This window comes from Paenibacillus sp. MAH-35 (genome assembly GCF_058135425.1).
Genome location: NZ_JBYUPU010000002.1, coordinates 242,894 through 256,712, shown reverse-complemented (window position 1 = coordinate 256,712; position 13,819 = coordinate 242,894). Strand labels below are relative to the sequence as shown.

At 55.1% G+C, this 13,819-nt stretch carries 9 protein-coding genes and 1 other annotated feature; of the genes, 4 read left to right on the top strand and 5 right to left on the bottom strand.

Features of this window, described 5'->3' with window-relative positions; genetic code table 11:
* Positions 1-986: 986 nt before the first annotated feature.
* Entirely contained in the window at positions 987-2,408 is a 1,422-nt protein-coding gene (locus AC3Y2E_RS02850) for an MBOAT family O-acyltransferase (RefSeq protein ID WP_332074801.1), read from the bottom strand.
* A 27-nt stretch (positions 2,409-2,435) separates the two neighbouring features.
* The gene (locus tag AC3Y2E_RS02845) at positions 2,436-3,527 is read right to left on the bottom strand and encodes an SGNH/GDSL hydrolase family protein (protein WP_379206926.1); all 1,092 of its coding nucleotides are present in this window, start codon (positions 3,525-3,527) and stop codon (positions 2,436-2,438) included.
* Positions 3,528-3,782: 255 nt separating this feature from the next.
* Positions 3,783-4,091: a binding site (T-box leader), on the top strand.
* Between the two features lie 246 nt (positions 4,092-4,337).
* On the opposite strand from AC3Y2E_RS02845, the gene trpS reads away from it, so the two are divergent.
* Positions 4,338-5,333: a tryptophan--tRNA ligase gene (trpS, locus tag AC3Y2E_RS02840; protein ID WP_379206924.1), complete on the top strand. Its 996-nt coding sequence runs from the start codon at positions 4,338-4,340 to the stop codon at positions 5,331-5,333.
* A gap of 244 nt (positions 5,334-5,577) precedes the next feature.
* Here the strand turns inward: trpS and thpR are convergent, their stop codons facing one another.
* Positions 5,578-6,222 carry an RNA 2',3'-cyclic phosphodiesterase gene (gene thpR / locus AC3Y2E_RS02835; protein ID WP_379206922.1) on the bottom strand — a complete coding sequence of 215 codons (645 nt, stop codon included), beginning with the start codon at positions 6,220-6,222 and terminating at the stop codon, positions 5,578-5,580.
* Between the two features lie 165 nt (positions 6,223-6,387).
* Here thpR and serC point away from each other — a divergent pair, with 165 nt between their 5' ends.
* Positions 6,388-7,476: a 3-phosphoserine/phosphohydroxythreonine transaminase gene (gene serC / locus AC3Y2E_RS02830; RefSeq protein ID WP_379206919.1), complete on the top strand. Its 1,089-nt coding sequence runs from the start codon at positions 6,388-6,390 to the stop codon at positions 7,474-7,476.
* A gap of 842 nt (positions 7,477-8,318) precedes the next feature.
* Here serC and AC3Y2E_RS02825 read toward each other — a convergent pair.
* Complete coding sequence (locus AC3Y2E_RS02825) at positions 8,319-10,037, bottom strand: response regulator transcription factor (RefSeq protein ID WP_379206917.1); 1,719 nt, start codon at positions 10,035-10,037, stop codon at positions 8,319-8,321.
* A complete protein-coding gene (locus tag AC3Y2E_RS02820; RefSeq protein WP_379206915.1) occupies positions 10,027-11,769 on the bottom strand; it encodes a sensor histidine kinase in 1,743 nt (580 codons plus the stop codon). Before AC3Y2E_RS02820 ends, AC3Y2E_RS02825 begins: the two co-directional genes overlap by 11 nt.
* 167 nt (positions 11,770-11,936) lie before the next feature.
* Between AC3Y2E_RS02820 and AC3Y2E_RS02815 the strand changes: the two genes are divergently transcribed.
* Both AC3Y2E_RS02815 and AC3Y2E_RS02810 read left to right on the top strand, forming a co-directional pair.
* Positions 11,937-12,893, top strand: coding sequence for an ABC transporter permease (locus AC3Y2E_RS02815; RefSeq protein WP_379206913.1), 957 nt, complete (start codon positions 11,937-11,939; stop codon positions 12,891-12,893).
* A gap of 12 nt (positions 12,894-12,905) precedes the next feature.
* Complete coding sequence (locus tag AC3Y2E_RS02810; protein ID WP_379206911.1) at positions 12,906-13,769, top strand: carbohydrate ABC transporter permease; 864 nt, start codon at positions 12,906-12,908, stop codon at positions 13,767-13,769.
* The last annotated feature ends 50 nt before the right edge of the window (positions 13,770-13,819 follow it).

Genomic DNA, 13,819 nt, shown 5'->3' with positions numbered 1-13,819 from the left:
GCCGCTTACGATGGCCGTAGTCCCCTTTTTTAGCAGAATGACTGCCCGATACGTGCCGTGGTGACCGTTACAATGAAAAAAGTGCGCCGATTTGACGAATAAGCGGCCGTGATGTCCGTTAGAAAGTCATGTGGTGCTTCTGGTGGGGCTCGGCTCCATCGTCGCTACGATGAGGGCTTGCTCCAGGTTAACACCTCGAAGCTGCCAACTAAACGTGGTTGACCACCGTCATGCGACGCCGAGCACCGCGTGCTGGGAGCTTCGTGCGGTGGTTCCCTTGCGGCTTTGAATATGCGAGGATTTCCCCATGCGACTTCAAACTCCTGTGGTAGGGTAGGTATAGATTGAAGCTCTCTGTCAGGTGCTTCTTCTTCTTCGATAGTCGCTGGGGATTTCCTTTTCTAAGAGGATGATAGGCGAATTCACCGGTATCCAAGAAACGAAAGCCGTAAAAAAGAAGAAAAAGCTAACGATCGGAAGCAAACGCACGATGACGTCGGAGATGTGTCAACTATATTTGTTTGACCTGCAAAGAGAACGAGGAAATTCCGCTCAGCGTAGTGCGTGACTTTGATGCCATGGATGATGGAGATCCGGAAGTTCCGCCGCAATTTGCTTGCGAAGGTTGTGGAGGGGAGATGTACCCTGAACATTACAAAGGGGTGCACAGTTACGATTACCGGATCGAAGAACGGTTGAGGTTGAATCAAGTGGAAGGCAGCTCGTAAGAGATCAAAGGGAATGGGTACTGGAGCGGAAAGTTTGGGTGTGAATATGGCATGAATCTTGCCAAAATCACACTCGGGCCGCATTTGAAGTCGTGTTGTAACCGCCAAACCTAAACAAGACAACACGACTGAGGGCGAGCGGCTGGAGCCCGGTCCCCATTCCCTCCCACGCGCTAATGTATGGGTTTGCACGTCAAAGGACCGTCAGGGTGCTTTCCCCCTGACGGTTTTTCTTGACATTGGGACGTTCCCACGTCTTCAAAATTGGAAGTAAATAAACGTGTTCTGCTCGCCCTTCAGGAACAGGATGAGGAACGCCGCCACGGCGGTGTACAGGATCGCGCGTACCGGTGCCGGAAAATATTTGTGCCACCACACTCCCAGCCCGGTGCGATGCTTGTGAAGGAAATACTCAAGGATATGGAGCACGAACAATCCGATAACGATGCCGAGGAACAAGTAGTGACCGTCGAAGTTGAACGCCTGAGGCGTCAGCATCCGCTTGATCAGCGACAGCGCGGTTCTTAGCCCTTCGGCGCGGAACAGCACCCAAGCGATACAGGTGATATGGAAAAAGACGATGATGGCTATAAACTGGTAGATCCGGCTTTTGTCCAGAAAGCTGAGCCCCAGCTTTTCCTTCAGCATCATGTACAGCTTGTGCACCGTGGCCAATGCGCCGTAGAACATCCCCCAGGCGACGAACGTCCAGGACGCCCCGTGCCAGATGCCGGAGATCGTCATGGCGATGAACAGGTTCGTGAACTGCCGTACCTCGCCATTGCGCGAGCCGCCGAGCGGAATATAGATGTAGTCCTTGATCCAGTTGGACAGCGTAATATGCCAGCGGCGCCAAAACTCCGTCGGATTTTTGCTCAAATACGGGGTTCGAAAGTTGACGGCCAGTTCCAGGCCGAAGAAATACGCGATCCCGAGCGCCATCTCGCTGTAGGCCGAGAAGTCGAAGAAGATCTGGAACGCGAACAAGTAAGCGGCGATCCAGCCTTCGGCTCCGGTCAAGTTGGCGGTGTTCTGAAAAAACGAATCGACGTGCGGTGTCAAATAGTCGGCGAGTACGACTTTTTTGAATATGCCGAGCGACAAAAAGAACGCCCCTAGCCGCCAATTGTCCGCGCTAAAGCGGATTTTGCGCAAGTTGTCGATCTGGGGCATAAATTCGCTCCCCCGCATAATCGGTCCGGCGACCAAGTGGGCGTAAAACGAGATGAATACCCAGAAATGGAACACCGACTGGGCGGGCTCCCACCGTTTTTTATAGACGTCGACAAGGTAAGCGATCATCTGGAACGTGTAGAACGAAATCCCGATCGGAAGTACGATTTTGAGCAGAAACGAGTTCTCCGTCAGCAGGGATACGCCCAGCCCCTTTTCCACCGAGCGGATGAGAAACGTCGTATATTTAAAGAATAGCAGATTCGCTACGTTGACGATAATCGAAAACCAAAGGAAAAAGCGGCTGTACGATCCGCGCAGCGCTTTGGAGCAATAATACGTGAAGGCGGTCATCGCCAAAAACAAAATCAGGTTGCCGACCCCGGCCACGATATAAAAGACGATGTTCGCTACCGTCAGCATCGGAATCCGCCAGCGCGGAAACGCATAAAACAGCACCAGCGAGACGATCATCAGCGAGAAAAACTCGGGAGTATGGAAGAGCATGGTCGTTCTCCTATCCGATCATAATGTCTATTGGTTCAAATACGGCCACAGCACGTCGGCCAGCTTGGCGTTGCCTTCCGGAGTAAAGTGCGTGTGATCGGAAAAAAAGTCGCCTTCGATGACGCCCTCCAGGTTTATATACGTAACCGGCTTGTCCGCCATCATCCGGCCGATCGCGTCCAGGTTTGCCTTGTACCCTGGTTTTTCGACCGAGCTTCCCATCAGATCGTGATTCGTCCCGCTAAGCACTATCCAAGTTTTTTTGCCTTGCTGACGTTCAATGATTTTGTTCAGGAAATAAGCGTCAATGTTGTTATCGGTCAAATCGAACGGCTTGTCCGTAAAGCTTGCAACGAGGAGCGGATCCTGCAGAAACTCGTTGTAATTCAGCCCTTGCGACTCCTGCCACTCCTTCTTAATATACCAGGCGCGGGAATCGTCGAGAGCATCGTCGGGAATCGGCCGGTTCGTAAAGTTCAGCCAGGCGTGATTCAGGTTTTGCCGGAAATAATCTTTGTACCTCATCAGCGACAACTGCGGCAGCCATTCTTCGTGCAGAGCGCGCTGAAAAAACTTGTACGGATCGTCGGGCGTTTTGAAGTCCGAGCTTTTGAGCTGTGGCAGCACACGTTCATAGGCGGCGCGGTCTAGTACGCGAAGATGCTCGCCCAGCCAAAATACCGAGCGCGGATAAGGATCCCTCGGAATGAAGGAGGCGTATCGGATGTTGAACAGCAGCTTGTCGGTAGAGATGCCGAACTTGTCCAGCTTCAGCAGCATCGTGTAGAAATCCCCGATCTGCATGGCGGGGAACGACAGGTTGTAGATCGTAGGAGCTCCCGGCTTTTGCTGAAGAAATACGTTGACAGCCTGATTGGAGCTGCCAGGACTTCCGTAGAAGACCGAGTCTCCGAGCATGACGATATAATCGCTGCGGTCGTTCCGGTCGATATCCCGTTTGACCTGTTGAAGCACGGCGTCAATGTCGTGCATGTTGTTGTTGTCCAGCATCAGCTTGTAATCCATCCGATTGCTATAAACGTCGGAAAGCGAGAAAGCGTATGGCAGCAACAGCTGTACGGCGATGAAGTAGACAATGAAGTATTTGACGGCTTTCATATCAATTGGTTTCACCCGTTTCCGAAGTCAATATACCTATTTTGTCCGAACATCGATTAGACGTCAACTGTCGACGAAAAGTTTCCTTTTTCATGCAAAAAATAGCCGAAATATGCGAAATGTTCGAGATGCGGCGAATGAAAGCGCAGCGGGATCGCCGAGCGGCTTTCGACAAAGGGAACAAGCGGTTTCTGGAGAGAGGGGATTGCGTAAGAGGTCCCATCGAATGTATAATAATATCCATTCGTAAGTATAACACGCGCGATGAAGAAGAGAAGTAAGCACGACGAAAACGTCAGAGAGCCGGTGGAAGGTGCGAACCGGTGTGGACGTCTTGCCGAATGGACTTCTGAGCGTCCGGACCGAACCGTTGCGGGGATTCCCCCTGAACGTTTAGGCTCCGGCGGGACGCCTACCCGATATCCAGGGGCACGGTATCGACAATGCATGACGCTTGGCAGACTATGGCGCCGGCGCTCTCCGACATTGCTCCGTACCGCTAAAGTGAGTTTGCTCATGAGGCAAACTAATTAAAGGTGGCACCGCGGGCTTTCCGTCCTTTTTATGGGGATGGAAGGCTCTTTTTGTTTTTTAAATAAGCGGTCAAATCGACTTCGGGAGTCGTTTGCTGTATAAAAAAGCAGCGGGACGGCTGCCGGAGAAACCGGAAGGGAGTGTGATCGCAAATGAGCGATGGTTGGTGGCGGATGGTTCCGGACAAACGGAACGGACGGAAGAGATATGCAAGACCAGGCGCAAAGCGGCTAAGCCGCCATATCGGAAGAGGCATATACAAATGGAGGGATTTCAATGACTAGAACGAGTATGATATCGGGCATTCGTCCGACGGGAGAGCTGCATGTAGGGAACTATTACGGGGCGCTGAAAGGGCTTGTGGAGGCGCAGGAGCGGTATGAGGCGCGTTATTTTATCGCCGATCTGCATTCGCTGACGACGCATCCGAAGCCGGACCAGCTGCGCTCCTATGTGATCGAGACGGCGCGCAACTATGTCGCAGGAGGCGTCGATCCGCAGCGGTGCACGTTGTATGTGCAATCGTCGCTGGCGGCGGAAATATGCGAGCTGCACACGTATTTGAGTATGGTGATGCCGCTTGGCGAGCTGATGAGAGTGCCGACGTTTAAGGAGAAGGCGAAGCGGCATCCGGACAATATCAATTACGGGCTCGTCGGATACCCGGTCCTGATGGCGGCGGACATCCTGCTGTTCAAGACGGAGCGGGTCATGGTCGGAGAAGACCAGCTCGTCCATCTGGAGATTGCGCGGACGATCGCCCGGCGGTTCAATCAACTGTATGGGGACGTATTCCCGGAAGCGCAGCCGATATTTGAAAATGCGGGCCGGGTTCCGTCGCTTGCCGGAAGCGGGAAAATGAGCAAATCGGACGGCGCTGCGACTTACATCAGTCTGAAGGACGACGGGACGGCGATCGGGGAGAAGGTGCGCAGGACGGTATCCGATCCGTTGCGCGTTTACCGCGAGGAGCCGGGGCATCCGACCGTAGAAGGCTGCAACGTGTTTCACCTGCACTCGTACTTTACCGGCGAGGCGGAGCGGGAGACGATTGCGGAGCAGTGCCGGCGCGCCGAGATCGGCTGTGTCGCCTGCAAAAGGCAGTTGGCCGCCAATCTGAACGCGGTCGTCGAGCCGTTCCGGCTCCGGCACGCCCGTTTAAGCGAAGCGGACGCTATCGAGGTGCTTCGGATCGGACGCGATAAAGCGAGAGAGAAGGCGCAAAGCGTGATCGCCGAGGTGCGCCAGGCGATTGGATTGCTGATGGTGTAGGCATGTGGAGGTTGACTTCCGTTATGCGGCGCGCTCCCCACAGTTTTCACGCGGTGCGGAAAGCGGCGGTGATCCAGCGGTAATCGTACGCCGTTAAGCCTAGGGGAGCTGGCGCTGCGCGGGCAGCAGCAACAGTGATGGGGCCGGGCAAACGGGGCAGATGCCGCCTGTCCGCTGCATACCCGCCTCTGTCCGCTGCCGGGCTGTACCAGGCTAGGCTGCGCTGCGCGTCGGGGAAGCGGTGTCAGCCGCCCGCGTGGAAGACGACGGTGCGGACCGGCTCGTACATCGGCGTGCGGCCTAGATGGCTGCGGTACAGGACGATCCGGTCGGCGATCCATGCGAGCGCGGAGCCGTCCGCGTCGTCCGGGCGGAACAGTGCCGCCGGCGCCTCTTCCAGTGCCGGAGCATCGCCGGTATATTGCCGCGCCAACGTAATATGTGGCGAGTAGGGACGTTTTTCCGGAGGGTAGCCGAGCGCGGCCATCTGCCCTTCAACGTCTGCCTGAAGCCGCCGCAGCTGCTCCATTCCGCCGTCCAGACCGGCCCACAGCACACGGGGGGAATGCGGGAGTCCGAACGTGCCGGCGCCGTGCAGACGAAGCGGGAACGGGTTGCTGCGCGCAGCAACCTTCTCCAGCTCCGTCTCGATGGCGGGGATGGAGGCCGGAGGGACGTCGCCGATAAACGTCAGCGTCAGATGCAAATCTTCAGGGTGCACCCATTTCTTGTACGACTGAACCTGTCTCAGCCGGTCCATCGCGTCTGCCGCCTTGTTTTGAAGAGCGGCAGGCAGCGGAACGGCGATAAACAGCCTGTGCATTTCGGATGCTGCGATGATGCTCACCTCTTTTTCTGGCATAGTAGCCCTAGTTTGGCGTACGTTCATAAGGAGTATACCCTCAAGTGCCCGGGAGTGCATCAGACGCCCGGACGGAGAACAAATTTTTTCATTTTAAGACAACTTTCGGACAATTTCGCCCGGCTGTATTGAACGGCTTCGCGAATACTGCTATCATAGCCATATTACACAAACGGAAAAGGTGTGGTAACTGTGACGAAACGGGCATACAACTTTAACGCCGGACCGGCTGCGCTGCCTCTGGACGTACTCCAGCAAGCGCAAGCGGAGTTCGTCGATTATCGCGGAATCGGCATGTCGATTATGGAAATCTCCCACAGGAGCAAAGAATACGAGCAAGTCAACGATGAAGCTCAATCGCTCATGAAGGAACTGCTTGGCGTACCGAACGGGTATGAAGTGCTGTTTCTCCAAGGAGGAGCCAGCACGCAATTCGCCATGATCCCGATGAACTACTTGCAGCAAGGCCAAGCGGCCGGTTATGTACTGACCGGAAGCTGGGCGGACAAAGCGCTGAAGGAAGCGAAAGGCATCGGCGAGACGTATGTGGCCGGTACCGGCGAAGCAAGCGGATTCCGCCGAATCCCGGCTCCGAATGAGATTGAGGTTCGCCCGAACGCCGCCTACATTCATATTACGTCGAACGAGACGATTGCCGGCTCCCAATACGCGGAATACCCGGATATCGGCAGCGTGCCGCTGATCGCGGACTTGTCGAGCGATATTTTGTGCCGTCCGGTGGACGTGTCGAAGTTCGACTTTCTGTATGCCGGCGCCCAGAAAAACCTGGGACCGTCCGGGGTTACGGTCGTCATCGCGAAGGAAGACATGCTGAAGGATTCGCCCAAGGGGCTGCCTACGATGCTTCGTTACGATACGCACGCCAAAAGCAAGTCGCTGTATAACACGCCGCCGGTTTACTCCGTCTATATCGTAAGCCTCGTATTGAAGTGGATTAAAGGGCTCGGTGGACTGGAAGCGATGGAGCGGTTGAATCACGACAAAACGAAGCTGATCTACGACGCAATCGATGGCAGCGGCGGCTTCTTCGAGGGGCTTGTCGATCCGGGCAATCGTTCGCTCATGAACATCACGTTCGCGCTCGGCAGCGACGAGCTGGAGAAGAAGTTTATCCAGGAAGCGGAAGCGGCCGGATTCGTCGGCCTGAAGGGTCACCGCGACGTCGGCCATATGCGCGCCTCCACATACAACGCGGTACCGTACGAAAGCTGCAAGGCGCTGGCCGAGTTTATGCAGGAGTTCCAGCGTCAACACGGATAAAGGATGGCCGGGTAAGCCGGACAGCCGGGCTGTAGAACGCAAAAAAGCCTGCGAGGATGCGCAGGCTTTTTGCGTTTTTGGTTTTTGGCCACCCATGTAATAGCTTCTTTATTTTCTGAAGAGGTGCCCCAAAGGGTTTGCATGACACGATAACGTAGATGTAAGACCCTACGAAAAGAGATAAGAGTCTTTGGCGAGACTGTCGATTCATTATGAACAACCGAGTGGAAAGTGAAAAGATTGCCTTCTGGCGAGTTTTGTCTGGAACCCCAAACCTTAAAATCCTTTAAAATCAAGGGATTCCGGACAACCTGTCTGAGCAGAAGAAGGAAACTTTTTACTTGGAACGGCCAGTTAACAATTCTACACATTTAATCGACAGTCTCTTTGGCAGCTTCTATTTTCAGTCCATTCGCGAAACAGGAGTGAATAAGGGCGGTTTGTACCCCTTATTTCAACCAACTGATGGGGTGTACAGCCTTTTCGCGGATTTTAGAAGCTTCAAACCGCTCTTATTTCGTATCCAAGCAGGTTTTTGAACAAAATAAAGGGTACAGACCACTCCTATTTGGTTCCCTCTCGCCCATTAACGAAAGGCCCTCAAATTCCACTGGTAAGTGGAGGATGAGGGCCTTTTCTCGAAGAAGCCAGTTCTAAGTGAGGCTCGAAAATACGACTCTGCTGAAAATATAGGAGTTGTTGCAGTGGCACCCGAAAACGTAAAAAAGGAGCGGTCTCAAAAGTCATGTTGCCACTAGCTTTTCTTATATCAAATAGTATACCCGATCATGGAACGAATGGATACGACCGCGAACGCACAGACGAGCCTTATGGTGGACTCCTCATTTCCCGCCGCCGTCCCTCGTCCCGGAGGCGAGCACTTGCTGCTTGTATTCGCTCGGGGTGTATCCCGTATGTTTTTTGAACTGCGTGCAGAAGTGCGGATAGCTGGCGAAGCCGATTTCTTCACAGAGCATATAGTTTTTCAGCTCCGGTCTCTGCAGCAGCTGCTTGGCCCGCTCGATCCGCAGGCCGGTCAGATGGTCGATAAACGTCGTGCCTGTGTTGACCTTGAACAGATGGCTGAAATAGCTCGGATTCATATGAATATGTTCGGCTACTTTGGCGAGCGTCAAGTTATCGTGCAGATGGCTTCGCATGTAGTCGAGCGCCTTGCCGATATCCTCATGCATCGCCGGGACCGCAGGGGAGATCAGCGCAGGCGAGGTGTCGCGGCCGAGCACTTTGTCCAGACCGTCGAGCCAGGCGTTTAGCGTCCCGTTGTCGCTCAGCTCGTTCCAGTCGCTGCGGGTCAGCGGCACACCGGACGTCTCCAGCAGGGCGAGCGTCTGACGGCGAAGCTTGCCCGGCTCGGGCCGATCGCTCTCCGCATAGTGGCGGAGCACCTGCAAGCTGCCCGGGACGTCCGCCCGGTGAGGCTGGCGCCACTTCGCGAGCAGCTCGGCTTCCACCTTCGGCCATGCGGCCCCCGACGATCGGACAGCCGGCTTGCTTTCGTAAGCATAATACGGAGCTTCCCTGCCGGGCATATAAAAGGAAAGCTCCGAGGCGGCTTCGGCCTCGTGCAGCATCTCCCGCAAGCTCTCGCGCGACGAACGGGAAGAGCTGATCCCGACTACGGCTTCGGCAGAGTAATATTTGGCGAAAAACCGGCTCAGCCGGGTGACGATATGCTGGACGTCCGACTCCGATTGGGATCTGCTGCCGGAGACGGCGAGCGTGCGGATCAGGTAAACGCCGCCGGTGGCGTCAGGGAGCGCCGTCCCTCCGCCGCAATCGGCCGCTACTTCCTGAACGGCTTGGAATAAAGAATATTTGACCAAGGGAACATCGGTTTCGGGGTATCGGGCCAAAAGACGCTTCATATGGAGCGCTGTTACATACATCACCTGAAGCTGGCTCGGCTGACCAGACGGAGCGCCCGAAGCGCCCGAAGCCGAAGCGGCTTGATCCCGCCCTTCCGTGGTTCCCGGCCCCGGCCCCGGCTTGGCGTACGGAAACAAATACGCCCAATGCGATTCCGCGATATGGCTGCCCCGCTGCAAATCAAGCAGAAGCGCATGCCGGATGTCCCAAGCGTGCCGGCTCAGCACCTGATCGGCGAACCGGACCCGGAGGCGGCTCTCGCGCTCCGCCCGGATCGTGTCCCGGCAATTCGCCAGCATCCGCTCCACATCCTGGACGAGCACCGGCGTCTTGAGCACATAAGCGAGCGCGCCCGCATTCAGCGCCTCCTGAGCGTAAGCGAAGTCTGGATGCGCAGTCAGAATCGCGAAGCGGAGTCCCGGGAAATCCTGCTTGGCCGAAACGATCATCTCCAGCCCGCTCATCACCGGCATCGAGATGTCGATCAATGCCAGATCGGGGCTGTAGGCGGCGCACTTCTCCAGAGCCTGCCTGCCGTTCGACGCCTCCGCCACAACCTTCATGCCGAGCCGCTCCCAGCCGATCTCCTCGCGCAGCGTGCTCAGCACCATATACTCATCGTCTACGATTAATACCCGAATGTCCGGCGACGGTTCGGTCCGGTCAAGCTGCATGCTGCGTCCCCTCCTCATACGGAATGATGATTTCTACCGTCGTTCCTCCGCTGTCGACACTATGAATACGCAGTCCGTAGCCTTCGCCGTAATACAGCCGCAGTCTTTCGTGAATGCTGAACAGTCCGAGATGGTAATACCCGGCGCGAGCGCCGTCCGGTTTCGTTTGCAGGAGCAGACTGCGCCGGTTTTCCGGTATGCCGATTCCGTCGTCGGAGACGCGCAGCACGAGCCGCTCGCCGTCCCGTTCCCCGGTCACGACGATGGAACCGAGGTCGCCTTTGGGTAAAATTCCGTGGAAAATCGCATTCTCCACAAGTGGCTGGAGCGTAAACTTCGGAATCGGGACATACCTCATCATCTCGTCGATATCGAAGTCGAGGATGAATTGGCCGGGATACCGGAACTCCATAATCGAAGCGTACCGCTTCACCCCTTCCAGCTCCTCGTCGAACGGAACGAACTCTTCGACCTTATCCAGATGAAAATGCAGCAGCGAGGACAAATTCGTAATCATCGTATCCACTTCCTGCGTCCGTCCGCGCTTGGCGAGGTAGCTGATCGAATTGAGCGTATTGTACAGGAAATGCGGCTGGATTTGCGTCTGCAGCACCTTCAGCTCGTACATCTTTTTCTTGATCTCGGCTTGGACGACCGAGTCCATAAGCTGGCTGATTTTGGCGACCATCCGGTTAAAGGCGACGGCCAGTATGCCGAATTCGTCGTTCCGCCGACTATCGATCTGCGTCTGAAAATCGCCCGCGCTTACCTTTTTCATCTGAGGGACGAGCTGTTTAAGCGGTTTGATCATATAACGGGCCAAATAATACGACACGACGATCGACAACACGAGCCCGGCGAGGCCGATCAGTATCGAAAACGCCTTCATAAAAGCTAGCGATTTGGCCAAAAAGCTGTCGTTCAAAATAAGGATGACCTGCCAGCCCCAGATGTTGCCGTTCGCCCGGGAGATGTGCAGCGGGTTCCTTTGCTCGTCCTCCGCCTGCCACGCGTTCACGTTATGTTCGAGCGAATCGGCGGGGAGCCCGGACAGCGAATACGATTTGGCGAACACATCGTACTTTACGTAAGGAGACCGGACCGAGATCGGACGGTTCGCCCGGCTTAGCAGCAGAAGCGATTCCTTGGAGCCCAAGTATTCGTCCTCGTAAGGGGCAAGAATCGATTCCAGATCCAGATCGGCAGCGAGGATCGCCGGAGACTCGCCTTCCGCCATCGGGATTTTGACCGCGACTGTGACGGTATAATCCGATACCGGGGAGAAATAAGGTTCGGTCCACACGACCGGCGAATCGCCAGCCGTCAGGCCGAGATGCACGCTGCGGATATTTTCCGAGGAGGCGATATCCCATAGCGCCCCGGACGTGCCGAGCACTTGTCCGTCCGAGCTGAACACGTACAAATTTTTAATATCCTTCCACTGCAGCCGGTACTGCTCCAGCAGCTGTACCGTCCCATCGGGCTCCAGTCCCGCCAGCCGCCGGTCCCGGGCGATGAACTGCAAATCTTTTTGCAAATTTTTCATGAATTGATTGAGGAAATAATCGGTCCGCTTGAGCGCATGGGTGACGTAGGACGTCTGCTGGCTCGCGAACTGGCCGGATACGTAATGCTGGGAGACGGCGACGAGCAGCAGCACGAGCAGCGATATGGAGATGAAGCAAAACGTAAACAATTTAACCGACAAGCTGCCGAACAGACCGCGGATCATGGGCATCCCCCCGTCTCGATTCTATTAAAAATTATAGCACGCTCCGCTGAACCCGTTATTCCGATCCTCCCAAAAAAAACGAAAGTTTCGCCAAACAATCCGAAAGCTCCGGCAAGCCGGCATGCGGTACAATCCAATCATCGCAACCAAAGATGGAGGACAATACGATGAAGACGATTGCGGAAAGCGGACGCGGTGCGGCGATAGCCGGGCGCTCGGTGCCACGCCTGCTTCGCGTCATATGGAAGTACAAGTACCGGTATTTGCTCATCGCCCCGGGACTGCTGTACATTCTGATTTTCAAATACGGCTCCTTGTACGGCGTATCGATCGCGTTTCTCGATTACTCGCCGTTTCTGGGCATAACCGGCAGCGATTGGGTCGGGCTCAAATGGTTCCGGGTATTTTGGGAAAGTCCGGATTTCTGGAAGGTGACGGGCAATACGATCGTCATCAGCCTGATGAAAATCGCGTTCGGAATGACGCCCGACATTATACTCGCCCTGCTGCTTAACGAAGTGGGACGCTCCTGGTTTAAGCGCACGATCCAGACACTCACGTACATGCCGCACTTCTTATCGTGGGTGATCATTTACGGAATCTTGATCGCGTTTCTGTCCCCGACGTCGGGGCTGATCAACTTTACGCTCAAGGAATGGGGATATCAGCCGGTTCAATTTTTGACCTCGAACGACTGGTTTCGCTGGATTATCATTTTCTCCGACATCTGGAAAGACATCGGTTGGGGCGCTATCATTTACTTGGCTGCGCTGACGGCGATCGATCAGCAGCTGTACGAAGCGGCAAAGATCGACGGAGCCGGGAGATGGAAACAAACGTGGCACATTACGCTGCCGGGCATCCGCAATGTCATCGTTCTGCTGCTGATCCTGAAAATGGGCACGATTCTGGACGCGGGCTTCACGCAAATATACGCGATGTACAACCCGCTCGTGTACGACACGGCCGATATTATCGATACGTGGGTGTACCGCAAAGGCATTATCGACAACAACTTCAGTCTGGCTACGGCGGTTGGGCTGTTCAAATCGGTAATCGGGCTGCTGCTGGTGCTGGGGGCGAACAGGCTGGCCAAAAAATTCGGAGATTCCGGAATCTGGTGAGGAGGAGTGCAGATGAGACGTTCTGCCGGAGAAATCGGCTTTCAAACCTTTAACTATATCGTGCTTACGCTGCTCGGCCTTGTCGCGCTGTTTCCGGTATTTTACGTATTAGTCGTCTCCTTGACTCCTTATATCGAATTAGTGCGCAACGGCGGGTTCGTCGTGTTCCCGAAAGTGGTGACGTTCCAGGCGTACGCAGAGCTGCTTCAGGATACGAAAATCATGAGGGCGCTCGCCAATTCGGCGTATGTGACGATCGTTTCGACCGCGATCGGAGTCGCGCTGTCGATGATGCTCGCTTACGGGCTGTCGAGCAGGTCGATGCCGGGGCGAAACGCCATCCTGCTGCTGCTGCTCATCACCATGATGTTCCAGGGCGGCATGATTCCGCAATATATGCTGGTCAAATCACTGGGGCTGTTGAACAGCTATTGGGCGCTTATTTTTTCGGGCACCGTAAGCGTCTTCAACGTGCTCGTCATGAAAAGCTTTATCGAAAATTTGCCGCAAAATCTCGAGGAGGCGGCTCTGATCGACGGTTCGACGGAAATCGGCTACTTGTTTAAAATCGTGCTGCCGTTATCCATGCCGATTATCGCCACCATCTCTTTGTTTTATGCGGTCAGTCACTGGAATTCGTTTTTCGAGGCGATTCTGTACATCTCCGATACGGGCAAGCATCCGCTGCAGGCCGTGCTGCGCTCGATGCTGAACACGCCGGACCCTTCGGAGATGGGCGATATGACGATTGTCGTGCCGACGGAGTCGGTCAAGATGGCGGCGGTGATCATCTCGATTATCCCGGTGCTCGTCATCTATCCGTTTCTGCAAAATTACTTTACAAAAGGGGTGCTGCTCGGCTCGGTCAAAGGGTAGTCGCCCAATTAACGGCCCTATGGCCGGTAGGCAATGAGCAATGCGGGAAA